Here is a 23,427-nt window from a genome sequence, read left to right on the forward strand (position 1 = left end):
TAGGCCCGGCGGCGGCCCGCGCCGGGCATGATGGGGGTATGGGTGCATTCGATCCGTACGTCGCGAGCGACCGCCGGTACGACGGGGTTCCGTACCGCCGGGTGGGGGAGTCGGGACTCAAGCTCCCCGTGGTCTCGCTCGGCCTGTGGCACAACTTCGGCGACGACAAACCGCTGCAGACCCAGCGCGACATCCTGCGTCGTGCCTTCGACCTGGGCGTGACCCACTTCGACCTCGCCAACAACTACGGCCCGCCGCCCGGCAGCGCCGAGCGCAACTTCGGCACACTCCTGGCGGAGGACTTCCGTCCGTATCGCGACGAGCTGATCATCTCGTCCAAGGCCGGCTGGGACATGTGGCCCGGTCCCTACGGCTTCGGCGGCTCCCGCAAGTACCTGCTGTCGTCGCTCGACCAGTCGCTGCGCCGCATGGGGCTCGACCACGTGGACATCTTCTACAGCCACCGGCCCGATCCCGAGACGCCGCTCGAGGAGACCATGGGCGCGCTGCACAACGCCGTGACCTCGGGCAAGGCGCTGCACGTGGGGATCTCCTCGTACAGTGCGGCGCTCACCGCCCGAGCCCAGGAGATCATGCGCGACCTGGGCACGCCGCTGCTCATCCACCAGCCCTCCTACTCGATGCTCAACCGCTGGGTCGAGGGCGACGAGGACGGGGCCTCCCTGCTGGAGACGACCGCAGCCGAGGGCATGGGCGTGATCGCCTTCTCCCCGCTGGCGCAAGGGCTCCTCACCGACCGCTACCTGGGCGGCGTGCCGGAGGACTCGCGCGCCGCCGCGGGCAAGAGCCTGTCCGGCCGCATGCTGTCCGAGGAGAACCTGGCCCGGGTCCGGGGCCTGGCCGGCATCGCCGCCGACCGCGGACAGACGCTCGCGCAGATGGCGATCGCCTGGGTACTGCGCAACCCCGCGGTGACCTCCGCGCTGATCGGGGCGTCCAGCGTCGCGCAGCTCGAGGACAGTCTGGGCGCCGTCGCCGGCCTCGACTTCAGCGCGGACGAACTGGCCGCGATCGACGAGTTCGCCGTCGACGGGGACCTGAACATCTGGTGGGGCGCCACCGCTTCGACGTCGTGACCGGCGCGCGCGCCGACGCGGGGCAGCGGACCGTCGGGCGGGTGTACGCGGGCGCCGACGCACGGACCCGGCAGGCCGAGCGCCTCGCCCGGCTCGAAGAGGCCGGGCTGGACCTGTTCGCCACCGTCGGCTACCAGCAGACGACGGTGGCCGCGGTCTGCGAGCGCGCGAAGGTCTCGCGGCGGCACTTCTACGAGCAGTTCTCGGACCGTGAGGCGCTCTTGCGCCACCTCTACGCCGGGGTGCAGGAGCGAGGACGGGCGGCGGTCGCAGGCGCGCTCGCCGTCGGCGTGACGGGGGCGGGGCCGGATGCGGTGCGGGACCTCGTCGCGACGGGGCTGACCGCGTACGTCGACTCGGTGCTGGCGGATCCGCGGGGGCTGCGTGTCGCCTTCGTCGAGGTGGTGGGCGTGAGCGCCGAGTTGGAGCGGTACCGGATGGACAACCGCGCGGGCTGGGCGGCGCTCGTGCGCGCCGCCGCCGAGGAGGCGGGCGCGCGGGCCGTCTCGCCGTGGGTGTACGCGGCGTTCATCCCGTCGGTCAACGAGTTCCTCATGGCCTGGTGGCAGAGCGCCCACGACCGGTCCGATCCGGCGGAGCTGGTGCGCGTGCTCACCTCCGTGCTGACCGACCTGTTGGTGGCGGCACCGTCGGACAGGATCAGCTAGGCGACCCGGGTGCGTTCCGGGTTGGCGCGCACCGTCTTCAGGGACTTCTCGAGTTCCTTCTTCGTGGCGCCGTGCGCGGCCAGACGGTTGAGCTTGTGGATCACGACGGGGCATTTCATGCACCGCGTCTTCTTGCGGCAGCACTTCTTCTTGGGCTTGCTGCCCACGAGCTTGTGCGCCTTGGTCTTACTCACCACCATAGGTTAGCGCAACCTAATGATGGATTGTCAATCGTCACACCGAGGACGTCCGATTCGGGGCGGAACCGGTTTTCCCCGTAGCCTGGAGGCGACCAGGCGTGTAATCACGCCCCCTTCTCCGTGTCCGCGTGAGCCGTTCGACGAGCCCATGCGCGCGCGGACGCCCAGCACAGGAGAACATTCGTGACCCAGCCCAGCTTCCGCAACGTCGCCATCGTCGCGCACGTCGACCACGGGAAGACCACCCTGGTCGACGCCATGCTGCGGCAGTCCGGCGCGTTCGGCGAGCGCGCCGAGCTGGTGGACCGCGTGATGGACTCCGGTGACCTGGAGAAGGAGAAGGGCATCACCATCCTGGCGAAGAACACGGCCGTGCACCGTGTGAACGCCGACGGCACCACCACCGTCATCAACGTGATCGACACCCCCGGCCACGCCGACTTCGGCGGCGAGGTCGAGCGCGGCCTGTCCATGGTCGACGGTGTCGTCCTGCTCGTCGACGCGTCCGAGGGCCCGCTGCCGCAGACCCGCTTCGTGCTGCGCAAGGCGCTCGCCGCGTCGCTGCCCGTGATCCTCGTGGTGAACAAGACCGACCGCCCCGACGCCCGCATCGAGGAGGTCGTCACCGAGGCCCAGGACCTGCTGCTGGACCTCGCTTCGGACCTGTCCGACGAGGCCGCGGAGGCCGCCGAGCTCGCGCTGGGCCTGCCGGTCATCTACGCCTCGGGTCGCGAGGGCAAGGCGTCGACCACCGCGCCCGCGAACGGCGCGGTCCCGGACGCCGAGAACCTCGACGAGCTGTTCCAGATCCTGCACGACCACATCCCCGCGCCCAAGGGCGATCCCGCGGCGCCGCTGCAGGCCCACGTGACCAACCTCGACGCGTCGGCCTTCCTCGGCCGCCTCGCGCTGGTCCGCATCCACAACGGCACCCTGCGCAAGGGCCAGACCGTGGCCTGGATGCGCGAGGTCGACGGCGAGCCGGTCGTCACCAACGCCAAGGTCACCGAGCTGCTGGCCACCGAGGGCGTCGAGCGCAAGCCGGCCGAGGAGGCCGTCGCGGGCGACATCGTGGCCGTCGCGGGCTTCCCCGAGATCATGATCGGCGACACCCTGGCCGATCTCGAGAATCCCGTCGCGCTGCCCCGGATCACCGTCGACCAGCCGGCCATCTCGGTCACCATCGGCACCAACACGAGCCCGCTCGTCGGCAAGGTCTCGGGCCACAAGCTGACCGCCCGCATGGTCAAGTCGCGCCTCGACTCCGAACTCATCGGCAACGTCTCGCTCAAGGTGCTCGACATCGGCAAGCCCGACCAGTGGGAGGTGCAGGGCCGCGGTGAGCTGGCGCTGGCCATCCTCGTCGAGCAGATGCGCCGCGAGGGCTTCGAGCTGACCGTCGGCAAGCCGCAGGTGGTCACGCAGAAGATCGACGGCAAGGTGCACGAGCCCTACGAGCACCTGACGATCGACGTCCCGGAGGAGTACCTCGGCTCGGTCACCCAGCTGCTCGCGAACCGTCGCGGCCGCATGGAGACCATGGCCAACCAGGGCACCGGCTGGGTCCGCATGGAGTTCGTCGTGCCCTCGCGCGGCCTCATCGGCTTCCGCACCGACTTCCTCACGGAGACCCGCGGCACCGGCATCGCCAACGCCGTCTTCCACGAGTACGCGCCGTGGGCCGGCGAGATCCGCGCCCGCCACACCGGCTCGCTGGTCTCCGACCGCCAGGGCACCGTGACCCCGTTCGCGATGATCCAGCTGGCCGATCGCGGCACCTTCTTCGTCGAGCCGGGCGCCGACACATACGAGGGCATGGTCGTGGGCATCAACCCGCGCGCCGAGGACCTCGACATCAACGTCACCAAGGAGAAGAAGCTGACCAACATGCGTCAGTCCTCCGCCGACGTCATGGAGACCCTCGCCAAGCCGATCAAGCTGGAGCTCGAGGCCGCGATGGAGTTCTGTGCCGCGGACGAGTGCGTCGAGGTCACCCCCGAGGTCGTGCGGGTGCGTAAGGTGCACCTGAACGCGACCGAGCGCGCCCGTGAGCGTTCGCGCGCCAAGTCGCGGGACCAGTCCGCGGGCTGAGCCCTCGGGCGCGGTGGCGCGACCCGGCGGCGAGACGTCGGGCGGAGGATCGGCAGCGAGCATAGGAGGCACGAGCAGTGCGGCACAGGTCCCTGGGACTGACGGTGGCGTCGGTGCTGCTCGCGGGCGCTCTCACCGCGTGCGTCGCGGACCCGCCCCCGGCCGTCCCGGGATCGGAGACCTCCGCGCCGCCGCAGGCCCCGGCCACCACCGGTGCCACCGTGCTGGTCGCGATCGACGGACTGGGGCCGGGCTTCAATCCGCACCTCGCGTCGAACTCGTCCGCCGCCTCGCGGGCCCTGGCGGCGATGACGCTGCCGAGCGTCTTCCGTGAGGTGAAGGGCCCGGACGGGCGGGTCGCGCCGGTGCAGAACACGGACCTGATCCCGACGATCGAGCACCCGGCGCCCCTGCAGATCGCGTACACGATCCGGCAGGACGCGCAATGGTCCGACGGTGCGCCGATCGCCGCCGAGGACTTCGTCTACCTGTGGCAGTCGATGATCACGGCCCCGGACACCGTCGGCTCGGCGCCGTACCGGCAGATCGAATCGGTCGCGTCGGGCGCGGGCGGTAAGCGGGTGATCGTCACCCTCAAGGCGCCGCTGCCGGGCTGGCGCAGCCTGTTCCAGAACCTGCTCCCGAGCCACCTCATGAAGGGCTCGCCGGGCGGTTTCAACGGCGCCATGCGGGAGAAGATCCCCGCCTCCGGCGCCGGGTACCTGGTCAAGAAGGTCGACGTCGCCCGGGACGAGGTGACCCTCGAGCGCAACGACCGCTACTGGATGAAGCCCGCCCGCGTCGACCGCATCGTGCTGCGCAAGGGCGGCACCGACACCCAACTCGCCAACTCCGTCCGCACCGGCGACGTCCAGGTGGTCGCGGTCCACGGCGGGCCGTCGCTCCTGGCGCAGCTCACCTCGATCTACGAGGTCCGCGCCGTCGAGCAGGTCGACCCGCGCGTGCTGTCGCTGACGCTGAACACCCGGTCGAAGTTCCTCGCGGACGTCGAGGTTCGGCGTGCCCTCCTCGACGCGGTGAACGTCGACCTGCTCACCACCGTCGGCTCCGGCGGCGACGCGGTGCGGCCCGCTCGCGCGCAGGTGCTGGCACCGTCGGACCCCGGTTACGTGCCGACGATGCCGGCCCGCCCCGCCCCCGCGGAGGCGAAGGCCAAGCTCGAGCAGGCGCTCGCGGGCGCCGGCTACACGCTGCAGAACGCGCCCATCCCGCCGAGCCAGAGCGTCCCGCCGACGCCGCCGCCCGCGACCGATCCGGCCGGGCCGAGCACCAGCAGCGACCCGTCGGCGCTGCCCGTGCCGCCGTCGCCGTCGCCGGGCGAGAACGTCCAGCAGTACGTGCGCGACGGGGTGCCGATGTTCCTCCGGATCGGCGTGCCGCAGGGCAACGTGCCGGCATTCGCCGTGGCCAGCAACGCGACCGATCAGCTGCGCGCCATGGGCGTCTTCGCGTCGGTCGTCGCGTTGGAGCCGCAGGCCGTCGCCGGGACCTCGCTGCTCGACGGTGGCGTCGACGCGGTCGTCGGCTGGTCCAGCACCGGCCCGACGCCGGTCGAGCGGTTCGCCTCGCGGGTGGAGTGCCCCGCGCCCCCGTCGGAGAGCGGCCAGCGCACCACGACGACCGCGGCGCCCGCGACGCCGAACGCCGAGAACGATCCGGCCGCGACGACGGTGGGCGGCAACCTCGCCGGCCTCTGCGACGCGGGCCTGCAGGGCCTCGCGCTCGACGGGCTGCGCGGTGGCCCCGTCGACCTGGCCGCGATCGATGCGCAGCTGTGGTCCCGCGCGACGGTGCTGCCGATCCTGCAGGACGTGACGCTGACCGCCGTCGGCCCGACCGTGCAGGGCGTCACGCTCGACGGTCCGCCCCGCGACGGCGTCTTCACGGGTGTCGAGGGATGGGCCCGCAAGTGATGCAGCCGAGCGGACGGCGACTGCTGCTGGTGCACGCGCACCCCGACGACGAGACGATCACCACCGGCGGCACCATCGCCCGGTACCTGGCGGAGGGCGCCGAGGTCACCGTCGTGACCTGCACCCTGGGCGAGGAGGGCGAGGTGATGGAGCCGCGCTTCGCGCAGCTCACCGCCGAGAACGCCGATCAGCTGGGCGGCTACCGGATCGGCGAGCTCACGGGTGCGCTGGCGGCGCTGAGCGACCCCGCAGGGCCGGTGCTGCGGCCGCGTTTCCTGGGCGGCATGGGTCGCTGGCGCGACTCCGGCATGGCGGGCACCCCCGCGGCCGATCATCCCCGGGCCTTCGCCTCGGCGCCCCGGACCCAGGCCGACGGTGGGCCCCTGCAGGCGCTCACCCGCATCATCCGGGACGTCCGGCCCCAGGTCGTGATCACCTACGACGAGGTCGGCGGTTACGGTCACCCCGACCACATCGCCGCGCACCTGCTCACGCACGCCGCCGTCGACGCGGCGGCGGACCCCGAGGTCGCGGGGGAGCCCTGGGAGGTCGCGAAGCTGTACTGGACGGTGACCTCCCGCGGCGACCTGGAATCCACGCTCGCCGCACTCCGCGGCGCCGAGCTGCCCGGGGACTGGCGCGTGCCCGCTCCGGAGGAGCTGCCCGCGCACGACGATGCGGCGATCACCTCCCGGATCGACGTCGCACCGGTCCTCGATCGCAAGCGCGCCGCGCTCCGCGCCCACGCGACGCAGCTCGGCGTGAGCGCGGACGGCGCCGCCCTCGCGTTGACCAACCGGATCGCGCAGCCGGTCTTCGCCGAGGAGGCCTACGTGCTCGCCCGCGGCGCTGCGGCTCCCGGTCCGGACGGCCTCGAGCGCGACCTCTTCGCCGGGGTGGCGTGATGGAGCCCCTGGACAAGGTCCTGCTTGGGCTGGCCGCGCTCGGCGGCGCGGTCTGCGCCGTCGGCGCCACCATGTACCTCTACCTGTACGTCGGCGCGGTGCCCCTTCCGCTCTCCGCGGTTCTGTTCGGCGCGCTGCTCGCCTGGATCTCCGTCGCGGCCCGCCGGCTGGGCGGCGAGCCCGTCCACGGCGCCCTCCCCGTGATCGCGTTCCTCCTGGTGATCGCGGTCTTCCTGCTCGGCGGACCGGGCGGCGACATCGTCCTCTACGCCGATTGGCGGCTGCCCGTGCTCCTGCTCTGTGGAATCGGGATGCCGATCCTGGCGGGACACCTGGCATCATCGGAGAAGTGACGGACGCTTCAGAGCAGACCCCCGCGCTCCTCCCACTGCCGACGGTGCCGAAACGCGCGGCGGAGCCGTACGTGCCGACGGCGTCGGCGATGCGCCGCGCGCTGCGCCGGGCGCGGGACGGCGCGGTGCTCAACGTCGACGAGGCGCAGGTGCTGCTCGCGGCCCGCGGCGACGATCTGGACGACCTGTGCCGCTCGGCCGCGCGGGTGCGCGACGCGGGCCTGTTGGAGGCGGGGCTGACGGGGGTCGACGGGACGCCGCAGGTCACCTACAGCAAGAAGGTCTTCATCCCGATCACGCGGCTGTGTCGCGACAAGTGCCACTACTGCACCTTCGTGACGGTGCCGGGCAAGCTGGCGGCCGAGGGGCACGGCGCGTACATGGAGCCCGACGAGATCCTGGAGGTCGCGCGGCGGGGCGCCGAGCTGGGCTGTCACGAGGCGCTGTTCACCCTCGGTGACCGGCCGGAGGACCGCTGGGAGGCGGCGCGCACCTGGCTCGACGAGCGCGGCTACGACTCCACTCTCGACTACGTGCGGGCCATGGCGATCCGCGTGCTGGAGGAGACGGGCCTCCTGCCGCACCTCAACCCCGGCGTCATGAGCTGGGAGGAGCTCTCGCGGCTCAAGCCCGTCGCGCCGTCGATGGGCATGATGCTCGAGACCACCTCCGAGCGCCTGTTCACCGAGAAGGGGCAGCCGCACTACGGCTCACCCGACAAGGACCCGGCGGTGCGCCTACGCACGCTGACCGATGCCGGCCGGCTCTCGGTGCCGTTCACCACGGGGCTGCTCATCGGGATCGGTGAGGACGAGCGCGAACGCGCCGAATCGATCATGGCCATCCGCAAGGTGCACAAGGCCTTCGGCCACGTGCAGGAGGTCATCATCCAGAACTTCCGCGCCAAGCCCGACACCGCGATGCGGTCGGTGGAGGACGCGGACCTGCAGACCTACCGCGCGGCGATCGCCGTGACCCGGATGGTCCTCGGCCCCGCCATGCGGGTGCAGGCGCCGCCGAACCTGGTCTCCGCGGAGGAGTGCCGGCTGCTGCTGGAGGCCGGCGTCGACGACTGGGGCGGCGTCTCCCCGGTGACCCCGGACCACGTCAACCCCGAGCGGCCCTGGCCGGACCTCGACGCGCTCGCGCAGATCACCGCCGACGCGGGATTCGAACTGCGCCAGCGGCTCACGGCGCAGCCCAAGTACGTCCGGGCCGGCAACCCGTGGATCGATCCGCGCGTCGCGCCGCATGTCACCGCCCTGGCCGACGCCGAGACCGGACTGGCGGACCCGGACGCGATGCCCGTCGGCCTGCCCTGGCAGGAGCCCGACGAGGAATGGGCGTCGTCGGGCCGGGTGGACCTGAACACCGCGATCGACGTCGACGGCCGCAACACCGACACCCGATCCGACCTGGGATCCGCCTTCGGCGACTGGGAATCGGTGCGGGAGCAGGTGCTCTCGCTGTCGGCGCCGGAGCGGGTCGAGTCCGATGTGCTGTCGGCCCTGCGGGCGGCGGAGAAGAACCCGGGCGGCCTGTCGGACGATCAGTACCGGGCGCTCGCGTACGCCGACGACGCCGGGCTCGAAGCCCTGGTGGCGCTGGCCGATCAGCTCCGCAAGGACGCCGTCGGCGACGTGGTGACCTACGTCGTCAACCGGAACATCAACTTCACCAACATCTGCTACACCGGGTGCCGGTTCTGCGCCTTCGCGCAGCGCAAGGGCGACGCCGACGCCTTCACGTTGTCGATGAAGGAGGTCGCCGACCGCGCCGAGGAGGCCTGGCAGGTGGGCGCCACCGAGGTGTGCATGCAGGGCGGCATCGACCCCGACCTGCCGGCCACCGGTTACGCCGACCTCGTGCGCGCGGTGAAGCAGCGCGTCCCCGGCATGCACGTGCACGCCTTCAGCCCGATGGAGATCGTCAACGGCGCCGCCCACTCGGGCGAGTCGGTGCGGGACTGGCTGATCGGGCTCCGCGAGGCCGGACTCGACACCATCCCGGGCACCGCCGCGGAGATCCTCGACGACGAGGTGCGGTGGGTGCTCACCAAGGGCAAACTGCCCACCTCGGCCTGGATCGACGTGGTGACCACCGCCCACGAGGTGGGCATCCGCTCGAGCTCGACGATGATGTACGGGCACGTGGACAACCCGTCGCACTGGGTGACGCACCTGAACGTGCTGCGCGACATCCAGGACCGCACGGGCGGCTTCACCGAGTTCGTGCCGCTGCCCTTCGTGCACCAGAGCGCCCCGCTGTACCTCGCGGGCGCCGCGCGGCCGGGGCCGACGAAGCGCGACAACCGCGCCGTGCACGCGTTGGCGCGGGTCATGCTGCACGGCCGCATCGACCACGTCCAGACGTCGTGGGTGAAACTGGGCACCGCGGGTACGCAGGCCATGCTGCAGGGCGGCGCCAACGACCTGGGTGGCACGCTGATGGAGGAGACGATCTCGCGGATGGCGGGGTCCTCACACGGATCGGAGAAGACGGTGGCGGAGTTGCACGCGATCGCGAACGGAATCGGGCGTCCCGCACGGGAACGCACCACCACGCACGCCCAGCGGGGTGCCGCGTGAACGCGCTGGAGCCGCGCGGCGGCACGGTGACCGGCACCGTCAGCGATCTCGAGCTGGCCCGCACGGTCGGCGTCTTCGTGACGGTGGCCCGCCCGGCGGTGGCCGGGGCGCGGTTCGTCTCGACGCTGGCCGGCCTCACCCCGATCCCGGTGGTCAACGCCTACCTGCGACGCGACGCCGACGGCCGCTCGCGGTGGTGGGTCATCCCCGTCGGCGCGGTGTCGACGGTGGCGGTGGCCTGGCCGGGCACGCTCGGGTTCGTCGCGCGTCTGCTGCCCGTGCAGACCTATCTCGGCTTCGCGAACCAGACCCTCGTCGTGGTCGGCGTGGCGGGGGAGCACGGTGTCGATCAGGTGCCCGAGCAGATCGACCTGGTCGCGCGGGTGCTCGCGCGCCGTCAGATCGACGCCCGCGCGCTCCTGGGCGAGAAGCCCGGCTTCCAGGACCTCGTGCCGGTGCGGGAGACGGGCGACAAGCTCCGGGGCGGCGTCTTCTCGGCCGTGGGTGCGGTGCGTGACGTGATCCGCACCGTGAAGTCGGCACGGTCGGCGCTCGAATCGCGTCCGCGTCCCGCCGGCCTGTTCGACACTCTGGGCAAGCTGCCCGTCGTCGGCGCTGCCGCCGGTTACGTGGGGGAGTTCGCGACGCTGCGCGTCGTCGAGGCCCGTGCGTCCGACGGTGCGAAGATCCTCGGCCTGGAGGCGGCGTTCGCGGGAACCACGGCACCGTCGGGCATCGAGGCGGACCCCGAGCCGGAGTCGTAGACCCGATTCCTGTCGGTCCGCGGCGCTAGACTCGGCGCATGACCGCAGCTCGGAGAGTCGACTTGATGTCGCTGGACGACTGGCGTGCCTTGGGGGAGGACACGGCGGGGCGGTCGGAGCTTCAGGAGGGGGTCCTGATCGTGTCTCCGAGTCCGGTGCCGAGGCATCAGAAGGCGGGTTTTCGACTCGGTGTGGCACTGCACCCGCAGGTGCCCGACGGCGTCGAGATCGTGCCGGATGTCGACGTCATCGTGGCGAGCGGGTTCCCGCCCACCGTGCGTCGTCCGGATCTCGTGATCGTGACGGCGAGCACCGAGACGGACATCGTCGCCGCAGACGTGGTGCTCGTCGTCGAGATCCTCTCGCCCGGCACCCGACGCCAGGACCTGGTGACCAAGCGCAGTGAGTACGCCGATGCCGGCATCCCGCACTACTGGATCGTCGACCTCGACGCCGGCCCGAGTATCGAGGCCCTCACCCTCCGCGACGGATCGTACGAAGGTCCAATCTGCACAAGTGAATTCGACGTCACGGCGCCTTTCCACCTCACGATCGACCCGACCGCACTGACCTGACGAGGGACGGGTGGGAACACTGCCGTCGAGCGCATCGGAGGCCGCTAGGCGAGTGGGCGAGGTCTAAGCGAGCGGCAGTGTTCCCACCCGGCCCGGCCCGGGCGCCGAGCGCACCGTCGGGGAACTACGAGATGAGCCCGACCACCGTGGCGGAGATGAACGAGACCAGGGTCGCGCCGTAGAGCAGCTTGAGGCCGAACTTGGCGATCTGATCGCCCTGTTCGGGGGCGAGGGACTTCGCGGCGCCGGCGATGATGCCGATGGAGCTGAAGTTGGCGAACGAGACCAGGAAGGTCTGGACGATGGCGGTGGCCCGCTCGCTCATCACCACGGCGCCGCCGGGGTTCTGCGGGGTGAACGAGAGCATGGCCACGAACTCGTTGCTCACGAGCTTGGTGGCCATGATCTGGCCTGCCTGCACGCACTCGCTCCACGGGACGCCCGTGAGCCAGGCCAGGGGCGCGAAGATGTGCCCGAGGACGTCCTGGAAGGTCGTACCGTTGAAGACCGCCGCGAAGAGTCCGTTGACGAGCGCGAGCAGGGCGACGAAGCCGATCAGCATCGCGGCCACGGTGAGCGCGACCTTGGCGCCGTCGAGGATGTACTCGCCGAGCATCTCGAAGAAGGACTGCTTCTTCTGCTCGGGCGCGGCGAAGACGTCGTCCTCGGGTGCGACCTCGTAGGGGTTGAGCAGCGAGACCACGATGAAGGCGCCGAACAGGTTCAGCACGATCGCGGCCACCACGTACTTGGGCTGGATCATCACCATGTAGGAGCCGACGATCGACATGGACACCGTCGACATGGCCGACGCAGAGAGCGTGTAGAGGCGGTTCGGGGGCAGCGTCGGCAGGATCTTCTTGATCGCGATGAAGTTCTCGGACTGGCCGATGATGGCGGAGCTCACCGAGTTGAAGGACTCCAGCTTCGGCATGCCCGTGACCTTCGACAGCGCGAGGCCGAGGTACTTGATGATCAGCGGCAGCAGCTTGATGAACTGCAGGATGCCGATGAGCGCGGAGATCACGATGATCGGCAGCAGCACGTTCATGAAGAACGGGCCGGCGCCGTCGGGGTTGGTCTTGTAGTCGACGAGGCCGCCGAAGACGAAGGACGTGCCTTCGTGGGCGTACCCCAGGAGGTTCTTGAAGCCCTTGGAGAGCCAGTCGATCACGGTCTTGCCGACCGGGGTCTTCAGCATCACCAGACCGAGGACGAACTGGATGGCGAGCATCCCGAGGATGTACGGCGCCTTCTTCTTCAGCATGGCGACGTTGCGCGTAGGCAGGTACGCGAGGAGGAGGAAGACGACCAGCCCGAAGACACCGACGATTACGTGCACCCGTGAATGAAATCACAGCTCGGCAGGTTAGGCGACACTTCTTTGTGACACGTTCCAACGGCGCGGAATACTGTCGGGTGGAAGCAGTCGGTGCGAAGGAGATGACAGGTGACGTACACCATCGCAGAGCCCTGTGTGGATGTGCTCGACAAGGCATGTATCGAAGAGTGCCCCGTCGACTGTATCTACGAGGGCAACCGGATGCTGTACATCCAGCCCGACGAGTGCGTGGACTGCGGTGCGTGCGAGCCCGTCTGCCCGGTGGAGGCCATCTTCTACGAGGACGACGTGCCGGACGAGTGGGCCGAGTACGTGACCGCGAACATCGATTTCTTCAACGAGATCGGTTCGCCCGGCGGCGCCGCCAAGCAGGGGAAGATCGATTACGACCACCCCTTCATCAAGGCGCTCCCGCCGATGAACACCGACACCGAGCACTGACGGGGCTGAGCGCATGACGCGTCCGTCGCTCGCCTCGCGGCTGCCGGACTTCCCCTGGGACACCCTCGCGGATGCGAAGGCGACGGCGGCGGCCCACGTCGGCGGCATCGTCGACCTGTCCGTCGGCACGCCGGTCGACCCGGTGGCCGAGCCGATCCGCCGGGCCCTGTACGAGGGCTCCGCGTTCCCCGGCTACCCGGCGACGATCGGCACCGTCGCGCTGCGGGAGGCCGCCGCGGCGGCCCTGAGCCGGCGGTACGGCACCGTCGCACTGCCGGAGAGCGCGATCCTGCCCGTGATCGGCACCAAGGAGGCGATCGCGCAGCTGCCGTCGACGCTGGGGCTGGGCGCGGGCGACGTGGTCGTGATCCCCGAGGTCGCGTATCCGACGTACGAGGTGGGCGCGCTGCTCGCCGGGGCCCGGCCGGTGCGGGCCGACGGTACCGCCCAGCTCGGCCCGGAGCGGCCCGCGCTGGTCTTCGTGAACTCCCCGTCGAACCCCACGGGCAAGGTGCTCGGCATCGATCACCTGCGCAAGGTGGTGCAGTGGGCGCGCGAGCGCGGCGCGATCGTGGCGTCCGACGAATGCTATCTGGGCCTGGCCTGGGAGGCCGAGCCCGTCTCGGTGCTCGACCCCCGCGTCTGCGACGGCGACACCACCGGGCTGATCGCCATCCACTCGCTGTCGAAGACCTCGAACCTGGCGTCGTACCGCGCGGGTTTCCTGGCCGGGGATCCGGCGCTGATCGCGGATCTGGCCGCGGTGCGCAAGCACGCCGGTGCCATCGTGCCCTTCCCCGTGCAGGCCGCGATGACCTACGCGCTGTCCGTGGACGAGCACGAGGCGGAGCAGCGCGCCCGTTACGCCGCGCGCCGCGCGGTGCTGCTGCAGGCCGTCCGCGGCGCCGGCTTCACCGTCGATCATTCGGAGGCGGGCCTGTACCTGTGGTCGACGCGGGGCGAACCCTGCCGCGACACGGTCGACTGGCTGGCCGCGCGGGGCATCCTCGCTGCGCCCGGCGAGTTCTACGGTCCGCAGGGCGCGCAGCACGTGCGGATCGCCCTCACCGCGACCGACGAGCGCATCGCCGCGGCAGCGGAGCGCCTCGCGCGCTGATCGCCGCCGCGGGGCCCGCGGGGCTTTGACTGCTGGTCGCTGATCGGCCGGACGATGCACGAACGCACCTCTCCTGAACTCCCCTCTTCTTCAACGCGATTTTCGTGATACACTATTGCAAAGATGATTGAGGTTGAGTTGCGTGAAGGTGGTGGAAGATGAAATTCACGAAGGTCGGAATCGTGCTGATCGCGACGCTCTGCGCAGCGGTCGTGGTGTGCGGCGTCGGACTGTGGATCATCGAATCGCGCCTCGCGGCAGCTCATCCGGAGTGCGTCGGGACCGGCTCTGCGCGTGCGACGCTCACCGCGACGGTGGGCGAGAACGGACCGCGCGATCGGGTGCTGGATCGGGTCCTCACCCGGCTGGGCTGCCCGGAGTCGCCGTCTCCGCAACGGAATCCGCTGCAGTAGGAACGCGAACGGCGGCCGGTGCACGCACCGGCCGCCGTTCGGGATTTCGGATCAGTTCTTGTGCAGCGCGGCGTTGAGCTCGACGCCCTCGCTCTTCCACGGCACGACCTCGACGGCGCCGGACACGGAGTTGCGGCGGAAGAGCAGGTTGCTCTGCCCGGCCAGCTCCCGTGCCTTGATCTGCGTGCCGTCGGGCCCGGTCACCTTGGTACCGGCGGTCAGGTAGAGCCCGGCCTCCAGGACGCAGTCGTCGCCGAGCGGGATGCCCAGGCCGGAGTTCGCGCCGAGCAGGCAGCGCTCGCCGAGGCTGATGATCTCCTTGCCGCCGCCCGACAGGGTGCCCATGGTCGACGCGCCGCCGCCCACATCGGAGTGGTCGCCGATGACGACGCCCGCGGAGATGCGGCCCTCGACCATGGCGGTGCCGAGCGTGCCGGCGTTGAAGTTCACGAAGCCCTCGTGCATCACGGTGGTGCCCTCGGCGAGGTGGGCGCCGAGCCGCACGCGGTCCGCATCGCCGATGCGGACGCCGGTGGGCAGCACGTAGTCGACCATGCGCGGGAACTTGTCCAGCGAGTACACGGTGACGGTGCCGCGCTTGCGCAGGGCCGCGCGCACCAGCTCGAAACCGGCGGGGGAGCAGGGACCGAAGTTCGTCCACACGACATTGGCGAGCAGGCCGAACTGGCCCTCCAGGCTCAAGCCGTGCGGCTGCACGAGGCGGTGGCTCAGCAGGTGCAGGCGCAGGTAGACGTCGTGCGCATCGACGGGGGCGTCGGCGAGGTCCGCGATGGTGGTCTCGACGACGACGGTGCGCACCTTGCGATCCGTGTCGGGGCCCGCGAGCGCCGTCAGCTCGGTCGGGGCGCCGGCCGGATCCGCCACGGTTCCGACGATGCCGCCGCCGTCCGTCAGCTCCGGCGCGGGGAACCAGGTGTCGAGCACCGTCCCGTCGTCGGTGATGGTGGCCAGTCCGTATGCCTTCGCTCCACGATTCGTCACGCCGATCAGGGTACCGGCCGGGGCGCTCGACTAGGAGTCGTAGGGCGGGCTGGGCTGCGCCACCGGGTGGGCGCTCACGAGATCGACGATCGGCCGGTAGTGGCGCTCGCGCGTCGCGGTCCCGGGCACCAGCCGGACGACGGCGGTGACCCAGCTCCCGTCCGTGGGCAGTGCGGGCGCCCCGGCCACCTCGATCTGGATGGGGCGCGCGTCGGCCACGCAGCACCAGATCATGATCCGGGCGAGGAAGGGCCGGCCGTCGATGTGCGTGACATAGGCCGTGAGCGAGACGTCGCGGTCCAGCGTGCCCGCGGTGTCGGAGACCGCGCGGTTCTGGAAGTCGCTCAGCGCGATGTGCGGGGCCTCGCCCGGCGGCAGCGGCGGGTAGGCGCGTCCGGGTTCGTCCGTCGCGGCCGCCACGACGACGGTGCGCTGCGCGGACGTCGGGTCCAGCGCCGGAGGTGCGCAGAACAGGAGCAGGAGGACGGGCACGAGCAAAAGCCAGCCGAGCCGGCCGGAACCGTGTGCGTGGCCGGCGTCGTGGTCATCGGCCTCCTCCTCCGAGCGAGCCTCGGCGATGTCCGCGGCCATCCCGGTGACGGCGAGCCCGACGACGACCCCAGCGGACGCGACCAGGAACCAGAACATCACCGGCCGCACGTAGTTGAGGTAGGTCCCCGTCGCGGCGGCGATGGCGATGGCGCAGCCGAACAGGAGCAGGAGCAGATTGCGGGCCGGACGGTTCATCGGTCACCGCCACCCGAGGAACAGCGCGCCCGACGCGGTGCCGCACACGACCGCGACCACCAGGCAGAGCGGGGCGAACCGGGCGACGAACCGGCGGCCGAAGGCGCCGGCCTGCATCGCCATGAGCTTGACATCCACCGCCGGCCCGACCACGAGGAAGACCAGGCGGGGCAGCAGCGGCAGCGTGCTCAGCGATGCGGCGACGAAGGCGTCGGCCTCGCTGCACAGCGCCATCACCACCGCCAGTGCGGCCATGACGCCGATCGTGAGCAGCATGTTCCCCGCGAGATGGTCGATCCACGATGCCGGGACGAGCACGTGCAACGCCGCCGCGAAGGCGGCGCCGGCGGCGAGGTACGCCGCGGATTCGACGAGGTCGTGCCGGGCGGTCTCGCCCGCGAGGGCGAGCCTGCCGCGCACGTCCTCCGGGAGCGATCCGGCCAGCGCGGCGGCCGCGGGCCGCCGGATCCATTCCCGGCGGCCGAGCAGCACCCAGATCCAGCCGACCACGAGCGCGGTCGCCAGTGACCCGGCGAGCCGCGCCGCGGCCATGACCGGCGCCTGCGGGAAGGCGACCGCGGTGGCGACGATCACCACGGGGTTCACGGCGGGCGCCGCGAGCAGGAAGGTCAGGGCCACCCCGTCGGGTACGCCACGGTCGCGCAGGCGCCCGGCGACGGGGACCGCGGAGCACTCGCAGCCCGGGAGGGCGGCGCTGGAGACGCCGGCCACCACGACCGCGGCCGCCCGTCGGCGCGGCAGCACGCGCTGCAGGGCGTCGGCGGAGACGAAGCCGGCGATGGCACCGCTGACCAGAACGCCGAGCACCAGGAACGGCGTGGCCTGCACGAAGATCCCGACGAACACGGTCGTCGCGGTGCGCAGCTCCGGTCGCGCGTCGATCCCCGCCGCGAGCGGGCGCGCGGCCACGATCGCCGCGCAGACGATCACCACGAGCACCGTCACCGAGGGGAACGAGCGCTTCGCGAGGAGTTCGGGCACGCGTCCAGTGTGCCGCGCGGCGGGCTGAACTGCGCACCGTGGGAATCGGGGATCGACGCCCGCGGGCGATAGCCTGGACCCGTGACCCTCGACATCGCCTCGGACCCGATCGACCTCACCGCCGCACTGGTGGACATCCCCAGCGTGAGCCACGACGAGGAACGGATCGCGAACGAGGTGGAGTCCGCGCTGCGCGCGCTGGACCGCTTCGAGGTGCTCCGCGTGGGGAACAGCGTGCTCGCGCGGACGAACCGAGGGCTGCCGCAGCGGGTGATGCTGGCCGGCCACCTGGACACCGTGCCGATCGCCGACAACGTGCCCAGCCGCCGCGAGGGCGGGATCCTGCACGGCTGCGGCACCGTCGACATGAAGAGCGGCGACGCGGTCTTCCTCCATCTCGCCGCGACGATGGCCGAGCCCGCGTACGACGTGACGCTGATCTTCTACGAGTGCGAGGAGATCGCCTCGCAGTTCAACGGACTCGGCCGCATCGAGCGCGAACTCCCGGAGTGGCTGCGAGCCGACGTCGCGATCCTCGGCGAGCCCTCCGGCGGGCTCATCGAAGCGGGCTGCCAGGGCACGATCCGGGTGCGTATCACGGCCGCCGGTGTGCGAGCGCACAGCGCCCGGTCCTGGCTGGGCGACAATGCGATCCACAAGCTGGGCCCCGTCCTCACGGCACTGCAGGGCTACACGGCACGCACCGTCGATATCGACGGCTGCGAATACCGCGAGGGGCTCTCGGCCGTGAAGATCGAGGGCGGGGTCGCCGGGAACGTGGTGCCCGACGAGGCCTTCGTGGACGTCAACTTCCGGTTCGCGCCCGATCGCACCGTCGACGAGGCCGTGGCGCACGTCCGCGAGGTGCTGGCCGCGCCGATCGCCGACGGTGCGCTGGCCTTCGAGGTGACGGACGCCGCGCCGGGCGCGCTGCCGGGGCTCGGCGCACCCGCGGCCGCGAAGCTCGTCGAGGCCGCGGGCGGGCGCTTCCGCGCGAAGTACGGTTGGACGGACGTCTCGCGGTTCGCCGCACTCGGCATCCCGGCGGTCAATTTCGGCCCGGGCGACCCGAACTACGCGCACAAGCGCGACGAGCAGGTCGAGATCGCGCAGATCACCGAGGTGGCCGCCGTCTTGCGCGCCTTCCTCGCTGGGTAGGTTGTGCGTCATGGCCTCCGAGAAGAAGCCCGCCACCGATCACTACCTGCGCTACCGCGGCCCCGTGCGCGTGCAGGGTGTGGCGGCGGCGGAATCGTCGACCACCGATCAGCGGCTGCTCGCGAACGCGGACGATGCCGACTGGCTGCACCGCGACCCCTGGCGGGTCATGCGGATCCAGGCCGAGTTCGTCGAGGGATTCGGGGCGCTCGCGGAACTGCCGCGCGCCGTCACCGTCTTCGGATCCGCACGGATCAAGCAGGATTCGGCCGAGTACGCCACCGGACGCGAGCTGGGCGCCGGGCTGGTGCGCGCCGGCTACGCCGTCATCACGGGCGGCGGGCCCGGCGCGATGGAGGCCGCGAACCGCGGCGCCAAGGACGCCGACGGCCTGTCGGTGGGGCTCGGGATCGAGCTCCCCTTCGAGCAGGGCCTCAACGACTGGGTCGACCTGGGCATCAACTTCCGCTACTTCTTCGTGCGCAAGACGATGTTCGTCAAGTACGCGCAGGCCTTCGTCTGCCTGCCCGGCGGCTTCGGCACGCTCGACGAGCTCTTCGAGGCCCTCACGCTGGTGCAGACGCACAAGGTGACCCGGTTCCCGATCGTGCTCCTGGGCTCGGCCTACTGGGGCGGGCTGGTCGACTGGATCCGCGGCACCCTCACCGAGCAGGGGATGGTCTCGCCCGGCGATGCGGACCTGATCACCGTGACCGACTCCGTGGACGAGGCCATCGACATCATCGTGCGCGCCGACGCCGCCCGTGAGCGCGAGGCCGCCGCGAGCGAGGTGGATCCGTCGTGACCGCCATCGCCGTCTTCTGCGCTTCGCGCCCGGTTCCTCAGGAGTACATCGACCTCGCCGCCGCGGTGGGTCGGGGCATCGCCGCCGGTGGCGATTCGCTGGTCTGGGGTGGCGGCCACGTCTCCATGATGGGCGCGGTCGCGCAGGCCGCGCGTGACGGCGGGGCGCACACCCTGGGCGTCATCCCCACGGCGCTGGTCGACCGGGAGGTCGCGGACCACGGCGCCGACGAGCTGCTGGTGGTCGCGACGATGCGTGAGCGCAAGCAGCTCATGGATGACAACGCCGACGCCTTCCTCGTGCTCCCGGGCGGTGTGGGCACCCTCGAGGAGTTCTTCGAGGCGTGGACGGCCGGCTACCTGTCCATGCACGACAAGCCCGTCGTGATCCTCGACCACGACGGCTTCTACGCACCGCTGCTGGACTGGATCGACGGGCTCAAGGCGAAGGGCTTCGTCGGTGACGCGGCTCTCGGACGACTGCTGCGCGCGACGGACGTCACGACCGCCCTCGACGCGTGCCGTGGTACGGCGGTGCCACGGTAGGCTCGCCGCGTGAGCTCTACGCATAAGAACACCACCGTCGGCGTCGCCGATCTGGCCAAGGGCGTCGGCAAGCTGATCCCCGATCTGCCCCTGCTGATCAAGGAGGGGCCGGCGATCCTGCTGCGGACTCCGAACAGCAAGGAGACCATCGGCACGGTGTTCGCCAAGCGCGCGGCGCAGCACCCGTCGCGCGACTTCCTCCGCTTCCACGGCGAGGGCATCAGCTACGGCGAGGCGAACGCCACCGTCAACGCCTATGCGCGCGTGCTGCTGCGGCGCGGCGTCAAGGTGGGCGACGTGGTCGGCGTCGTCATGCACAACCACCCGCAGATGGTGCTGGTCATGCTGGCCATCGTCAAGGTCGGCGCCACCGCGGGCCTGGTGAACTACAACCAGCGCGGCGCCGTGCTGGCGCACAGCCTCAGCATCCTCGAGACCGGCACCATCATCGCCGGCGAGGAGGACCTCGAGGCCTTCGACTCCGTCGACGCGGCGGACCGCCCCGCCGACGGCGTGGTGCTCACCGTCGACGAGCTCGCGGAGCAGGCCCGGCGCATCCGTACCGAGGACCCGAGCGCCACCGAGAACCCGGCCGTGACCGCGACGCTGCCCGCCAGCACCCGCGCCTTCTACGTCTTCACGTCGGGCACCACCGGCATGCCGAAGGCGTCGATCATGACGCACTACCGCTGGCTCAAGGGCATGGCGGGCTTCGGCGCGACGGGCGTGCGGATGCGCGGCGACGACGTGATGTACTGCCCACTTCCGCTGTACCACAACAACGCCGCGCTGGTCTCGCTCGGCTCGGTGCTGGTCTCGGGCGCCACGCTCGCCATCGGCCGCAAGTTCTCGGCCTCCAAGTTCTGGGACGAGGCGAACGAGAATTCGGCCACGATGTTCATCTACATCGGCGAGATCTGCCGGTACCTGCTCAACCAGCCGCCCAAGCCCAGCGACCGGTCGAACACCATCCGCGTCGCGGCCGGCAACGGCATGCGGCCGGAGATCTGGCGGGAGTTCCAGGAGCGCTTCGGGATCGAGCGGATCATGGAGTTCTACGCCGCCAGCGAGACCAACATCGCCTTCCTCAACGTCTTCAACATCGAAGCCACCGTCGGCCTGTGCCCGCTGCCGCACGCGGTGGTGGAGTACGACATCGACACCGCCGGGCCGACGCGGGACGCCCGTGGCAAGCTCAAGCGCGTCAAGCGGGGCCAGAACGGTCTGCTGCTGACCAAGATCACCAAGTCCGCCCCGTTCGACGGCTACACGGACGGCAAGGCCGGCGAGGCGAAGCTGATCCGCGACGGCTTCAAGTCGGGCGACGTCTGGTTCAACACCGGCGACGTGGTGACCAACCAGGGCTTCGACCACATCGCCTTCGTCGACCGGCTCGGCGACACCTTCCGCTGGAAGGGCGAGAACGTGGCGACCACCGAGGTGGAGGGCGCGCTCGACGAGGCCGACCAGGTGGAGGGCGCGATCGTCTACGGCGTCGCGATCCCGGGCGCCGACGGCAAGGCGGGGATGGCTGCGGTGAAGCTCGCCGAGGGCCACGACTTCGACGGTGCCGCGCTCGCCGAGAAGCTGCGGAACGAGCTGCCGGGCTACGCGATCCCGCTGTACGTGCGCGTGGTGCCCAGCCTGGAGGTCACCTCCACGTTCAAGAGTCTCAAGGGCGAGCTGCGCAAGCAGAGCTTCGAGGAGACCGGCGACGATCCGCTGTACGTCTTCGTCGGCGGCGCGGACGGCTACGTCCCCGCGTACGACGGGTACGCCGCGGACGTCGCGGCCGCCAAGGTCCCGGACCTGCGTTCCTAGATGACCGCGCCGCCGGTGCGTCCCACCTTCTGCGGTCGCCCGGTCCCCACGGACCGGGCGCTGGTGATGGCGATCATCAACCGCACGCCCGACTCCTTCTACGACCGCGGCAGCTACTTCGCGGTGGAGGCCGCGCTGGAGCGCGTCGACGCGGCCGTCGCCGAGGGGGCCGACCTGGTGGACGTGGGCGGCGTCAAGGCCGGGCCCGGCCAGGACGTGGACGCGACGGAGGAGATCGCGCGGACGGTGCCCTTCATCGCGCAGGTGCGCGATCGGCACCCGGACCTCCTGATCAGCGTGGACACCTGGCGCGCCTCGGTCGCCGAGGCCGCGGTGGACGCCGGCGCCGACCTCATCAACGACACCTGGGCGGGCGCCGACCCGGACCTGCCCCGGATCGCCGCGGAGACCGGGGCGGGCCTGGTGTGCTCGCACACGGGCGGCGCCGTGCCGCGGTCCCGTCCGTACCGGGTGCGCTACCCCGACGTGGTGGCCGACGTGCGCGAGCGACTCCTCACCGCCGCCGAGGCGGCCTTCGCCGCGGGCGTGCGCGAGGACGGCATCGTCATCGATCCGACCCACGACTTCGGCAAGAACACCCACCACGGACTGGCGCTGCTGCGGCACCTCGACGACCTCGTAAGGACCGGCTGGCCCGTCCTGATGGCGTTGTCCAACAAGGACTTCATCGGCGAGACGCTGGACGCCGGCCTGGAGGAGCGCGTGGCAGGCACGCTGGCGGCGACGGCGCTGGCGGCGCACGCCGGGGCGCGGATGTTCCGCGTGCACCAGGTCGCCGACACCCGGCGCGTGGTGGAGATGGTGGCGTCGATCGACGGCGCGCGGCCACCGTCCCGGGTCGTCCGGGGACTGGCATGAGCGGGGAGGCGCCCCAGGCGCACGCGAGCGAGCGCTTCTTCGCGGAGCCGCGGTGGACCGTGGAGGAACTGGTCGCCGCGAAGGACGGCCGGACGGTCTCGGTGGTGCTGCCGGCACTCAACGAGGAGGAGACCGTCGCCGGTGTCGTCGAGACGATCGTGCCCCTGCTCGGCACCCTGGTCGACGAGCTGATCGTGCTGGATTCCGGGTCCACCGACGCCACCGCCGAGCGGGCGCGTGCGGCGGGCGCCACGGTGATCAGCCGTGAGGACGCCGTCCCCGGGCTCGCCCCGGTCCCCGGCAAGGGGGAGGCGCTGTGGCGCGGGGTGGCCGCCTCGTCGGGCGATCTGATCGCCTTCGTCGACTCCGATCTGATCGAGCCCGACCCGCGCTACGTGCCGAGGCTGCTCGGGCCCATGCTCTTCGACCGCGACGTGCACCTGGTCAAGGCCTACTACCGGAGGCCGCTCCGCGTCTTCAAGCAGGGCGAGGACCCGACGGGCGGTGGCCGCGTCACCGAGCTGGTGGCCCGTCCGCTGCTGGCGGCGCTGCGCCCGCCGCTGCGGGTGATCCTGCAGCCTCTCGGCGGCGAGTACGCGGGCACCCGCGAATTCCTCACATCCGTGCCCTTCGCCCCCGGCTACGGCGTGGAGATCGGGCTGCTGCTGGACGCCGAGGCCCGCTACGGCCTGGAGGGGATCGCGCAGGTCAACCTGTCGGTGCGTAAGCACCGCAACCGCGATCTACGCGACCTGGGCGTGATGAGCCGCCAGATCATGGGCACGGCGCTGCGCCGCTGCGGGATCCCGGACTCCGGCGCGGGAATCACCCAGTACCTCGTCGAGCCCGGGCCGGACGACAGGTTCACCGAGGTCACCACCGATCTGTACCTGGAGGATCGCCCGCCGGCGAACACCCTTCGGAACTCATGACAAGTACTTGTCAAAGCGGAAAGTACTTTCTATAGTCGAGTCATCGAC

Annotated in this window: 23 protein-coding genes; 18 read left to right on the forward strand and 5 right to left on the reverse strand. The window is 71.1% G+C overall.

All coding sequences use genetic code 11. The annotated features are described in order from the left end of the window. Positions 1-38: 38 nt before the first annotated feature. Positions 39-1,097 (forward strand): L-glyceraldehyde 3-phosphate reductase, encoded by a 1,059-nt coding sequence (gene mgrA, locus FK268_RS15555; RefSeq protein ID WP_146435607.1) that lies wholly within the window; start codon positions 39-41, stop codon positions 1,095-1,097. Next, positions 1,094-1,765, forward strand: a complete 672-nt coding sequence (locus tag FK268_RS15560) for a TetR/AcrR family transcriptional regulator (protein ID WP_158636129.1) — start codon at positions 1,094-1,096, stop codon at positions 1,763-1,765. Before mgrA ends, FK268_RS15560 begins: the two co-directional genes overlap by 4 nt. On the opposite strand, the gene FK268_RS15565 is transcribed toward FK268_RS15560, so the two are convergent. Beyond that, positions 1,762-1,959: a hypothetical protein gene (locus FK268_RS15565; protein WP_146435609.1), complete on the reverse strand. Its 198-nt coding sequence runs from the start codon at positions 1,957-1,959 to the stop codon at positions 1,762-1,764. The two genes, FK268_RS15560 and FK268_RS15565, sit on opposite strands and share 4 nt — an antisense overlap. Positions 1,960-2,148: 189 nt before the next feature. Between FK268_RS15565 and typA the strand changes: the two genes are divergently transcribed. The 7 genes from typA (at position 2,149) to FK268_RS15600 (ending at position 11,175) form a co-directional block, all read left to right on the forward strand. Continuing rightward, positions 2,149-4,056 carry a translational GTPase TypA gene (typA, locus tag FK268_RS15570; RefSeq protein ID WP_146435611.1) on the forward strand — a complete coding sequence of 636 codons (1,908 nt, stop codon included), beginning with the start codon at positions 2,149-2,151 and terminating at the stop codon, positions 4,054-4,056. A 77-nt stretch (positions 4,057-4,133) separates the two neighbouring features. After that, positions 4,134-5,990, forward strand: coding sequence for an ABC transporter family substrate-binding protein (locus tag FK268_RS15575; RefSeq protein WP_146435613.1), 1,857 nt, complete (start codon positions 4,134-4,136; stop codon positions 5,988-5,990). Next, on the forward strand, positions 5,990-6,895 hold the full coding sequence (gene mshB / locus FK268_RS15580) for an N-acetyl-1-D-myo-inositol-2-amino-2-deoxy-alpha-D-glucopyranoside deacetylase (RefSeq protein ID WP_146435903.1): 906 nt from the start codon (positions 5,990-5,992) through the stop codon (positions 6,893-6,895). The genes FK268_RS15575 and mshB overlap by 1 nt, the downstream gene beginning before the upstream one ends. Further along, on the forward strand, positions 6,895-7,248 hold the full coding sequence (locus tag FK268_RS15585) for a hypothetical protein (RefSeq protein ID WP_146435614.1): 354 nt from the start codon (positions 6,895-6,897) through the stop codon (positions 7,246-7,248). Before mshB ends, FK268_RS15585 begins: the two co-directional genes overlap by 1 nt. Then, on the forward strand, positions 7,245-9,836 hold the full coding sequence (locus FK268_RS15590; protein ID WP_146435616.1) for a bifunctional FO biosynthesis protein CofGH: 2,592 nt from the start codon (positions 7,245-7,247) through the stop codon (positions 9,834-9,836). Before FK268_RS15585 ends, FK268_RS15590 begins: the two co-directional genes overlap by 4 nt. Further along, positions 9,833-10,600: a hypothetical protein gene (locus tag FK268_RS15595; RefSeq protein ID WP_146435618.1), complete on the forward strand. Its 768-nt coding sequence runs from the start codon at positions 9,833-9,835 to the stop codon at positions 10,598-10,600. The genes FK268_RS15590 and FK268_RS15595 overlap by 4 nt, the downstream gene beginning before the upstream one ends. Positions 10,601-10,665: 65 nt before the next feature. Then, the gene (locus tag FK268_RS15600) at positions 10,666-11,175 is read left to right on the forward strand and encodes a Uma2 family endonuclease (RefSeq protein ID WP_231707112.1); all 510 of its coding nucleotides are present in this window, start codon (positions 10,666-10,668) and stop codon (positions 11,173-11,175) included. Between the two features lie 124 nt (positions 11,176-11,299). On the opposite strand, the gene FK268_RS15605 is transcribed toward FK268_RS15600, so the two are convergent. Beyond that, positions 11,300-12,517, reverse strand: a complete 1,218-nt coding sequence (locus tag FK268_RS15605) for a NupC/NupG family nucleoside CNT transporter (RefSeq protein ID WP_146435622.1) — start codon at positions 12,515-12,517, stop codon at positions 11,300-11,302. A 108-nt stretch (positions 12,518-12,625) separates the two neighbouring features. On the opposite strand from FK268_RS15605, the gene fdxA reads away from it, so the two are divergent. The 3 genes from fdxA to FK268_RS15620 all read left to right on the forward strand — a co-directional run bounded on the left by fdxA (position 12,626) and on the right by FK268_RS15620 (position 14,488). Next, positions 12,626-12,958 (forward strand): ferredoxin, encoded by a 333-nt coding sequence (gene fdxA, locus FK268_RS15610; protein WP_126194642.1) that lies wholly within the window; start codon positions 12,626-12,628, stop codon positions 12,956-12,958. A gap of 13 nt (positions 12,959-12,971) precedes the next feature. After that, positions 12,972-14,075 (forward strand): succinyldiaminopimelate transaminase, encoded by a 1,104-nt coding sequence (dapC, locus tag FK268_RS15615; RefSeq protein ID WP_146435623.1) that lies wholly within the window; start codon positions 12,972-12,974, stop codon positions 14,073-14,075. 158 nt (positions 14,076-14,233) lie between these two features. After that, a complete protein-coding gene (locus tag FK268_RS15620; protein WP_146435626.1) occupies positions 14,234-14,488 on the forward strand; it encodes a hypothetical protein in 255 nt (84 codons plus the stop codon). 51 nt (positions 14,489-14,539) lie between these two features. Here FK268_RS15620 and dapD read toward each other — a convergent pair whose 3' ends face one another. Genes dapD through FK268_RS15635 form a run of 3 tightly spaced genes read right to left on the reverse strand, consistent with a single transcriptional unit; the run spans position 14,540 to position 17,239 of the window. After that, on the reverse strand, positions 14,540-15,490 hold the full coding sequence (dapD, locus tag FK268_RS15625; protein WP_146435628.1) for a 2,3,4,5-tetrahydropyridine-2,6-dicarboxylate N-succinyltransferase: 951 nt from the start codon (positions 15,488-15,490) through the stop codon (positions 14,540-14,542). A gap of 30 nt (positions 15,491-15,520) precedes the next feature. After that, positions 15,521-16,237 carry a TIGR03943 family putative permease subunit gene (locus FK268_RS15630; protein WP_146435630.1) on the reverse strand — a complete coding sequence of 239 codons (717 nt, stop codon included), beginning with the start codon at positions 16,235-16,237 and terminating at the stop codon, positions 15,521-15,523. A 3-nt stretch (positions 16,238-16,240) separates the two neighbouring features. After that, complete coding sequence (locus FK268_RS15635; protein ID WP_146435632.1) at positions 16,241-17,239, reverse strand: permease; 999 nt, start codon at positions 17,237-17,239, stop codon at positions 16,241-16,243. Positions 17,240-17,320: 81 nt separating this feature from the next. Here FK268_RS15635 and dapE point away from each other — a divergent pair, with 81 nt between their 5' ends. From dapE to FK268_RS15665, 6 genes are read left to right on the forward strand one after another with little or no spacing between them, the layout of a single operon-like run. Further along, positions 17,321-18,397: a succinyl-diaminopimelate desuccinylase gene (gene dapE / locus FK268_RS15640; RefSeq protein WP_146435634.1), complete on the forward strand. Its 1,077-nt coding sequence runs from the start codon at positions 17,321-17,323 to the stop codon at positions 18,395-18,397. 10 nt (positions 18,398-18,407) lie between these two features. After that, a complete protein-coding gene (locus tag FK268_RS15645; RefSeq protein ID WP_146435636.1) occupies positions 18,408-19,202 on the forward strand; it encodes an LOG family protein in 795 nt (264 codons plus the stop codon). Then, positions 19,199-19,747: an LOG family protein gene (locus FK268_RS15650; RefSeq protein WP_146435638.1), complete on the forward strand. Its 549-nt coding sequence runs from the start codon at positions 19,199-19,201 to the stop codon at positions 19,745-19,747. Before FK268_RS15645 ends, FK268_RS15650 begins: the two co-directional genes overlap by 4 nt. Positions 19,748-19,756: 9 nt before the next feature. Beyond that, complete coding sequence (locus FK268_RS15655; RefSeq protein ID WP_146435639.1) at positions 19,757-21,568, forward strand: long-chain-acyl-CoA synthetase; 1,812 nt, start codon at positions 19,757-19,759, stop codon at positions 21,566-21,568. Then, the gene (folP, locus tag FK268_RS15660) at positions 21,569-22,447 is read left to right on the forward strand and encodes a dihydropteroate synthase (RefSeq protein ID WP_146435641.1); all 879 of its coding nucleotides are present in this window, start codon (positions 21,569-21,571) and stop codon (positions 22,445-22,447) included. It begins immediately after the preceding gene. Further along, the gene (locus tag FK268_RS15665) at positions 22,444-23,379 is read left to right on the forward strand and encodes a glucosyl-3-phosphoglycerate synthase (protein ID WP_146435643.1); all 936 of its coding nucleotides are present in this window, start codon (positions 22,444-22,446) and stop codon (positions 23,377-23,379) included. The genes folP and FK268_RS15665 overlap by 4 nt, the downstream gene beginning before the upstream one ends. Positions 23,380-23,427 lie beyond the last annotated feature (48 nt).

Origin of the sequence: Tsukamurella sputi, assembly GCF_007858445.1 — a bacterium.
Taxonomy (GTDB): Bacteria; Actinomycetota; Actinomycetes; order Mycobacteriales; family Mycobacteriaceae; genus Tsukamurella; species Tsukamurella sputi.

Coding starts and splice junctions, on each gene's coding strand:
- mgrA (WP_146435607.1), top strand. CDS start 39: ATGGGTGCATTCGATCCGTACGTCGCGAGCGACCGCCGGTACGACGGG.
- FK268_RS15645 (WP_146435636.1), top strand. CDS start 18,408: ATGGCCTCCGAGAAGAAGCCCGCCACCGATCACTACCTGCGCTACCGC.
- folP (WP_146435641.1), top strand. CDS start 21,569: ATGACCGCGCCGCCGGTGCGTCCCACCTTCTGCGGTCGCCCGGTCCCC.
- FK268_RS15585 (WP_146435614.1), top strand. CDS start 6,895: ATGGAGCCCCTGGACAAGGTCCTGCTTGGGCTGGCCGCGCTCGGCGGC.
- FK268_RS15600 (WP_231707112.1), top strand. CDS start 10,666: ATGTCGCTGGACGACTGGCGTGCCTTGGGGGAGGACACGGCGGGGCGG.
- FK268_RS15665 (WP_146435643.1), top strand. CDS start 22,444: ATGAGCGGGGAGGCGCCCCAGGCGCACGCGAGCGAGCGCTTCTTCGCG.
- mshB (WP_146435903.1), top strand. CDS start 5,990: ATGCAGCCGAGCGGACGGCGACTGCTGCTGGTGCACGCGCACCCCGAC.
- FK268_RS15620 (WP_146435626.1), top strand. CDS start 14,234: ATGAAATTCACGAAGGTCGGAATCGTGCTGATCGCGACGCTCTGCGCA.
- FK268_RS15630 (WP_146435630.1), bottom strand. CDS start 16,237: ATGAACCGTCCGGCCCGCAATCTGCTCCTGCTCCTGTTCGGCTGCGCC.
- dapC (WP_146435623.1), top strand. CDS start 12,972: ATGACGCGTCCGTCGCTCGCCTCGCGGCTGCCGGACTTCCCCTGGGAC.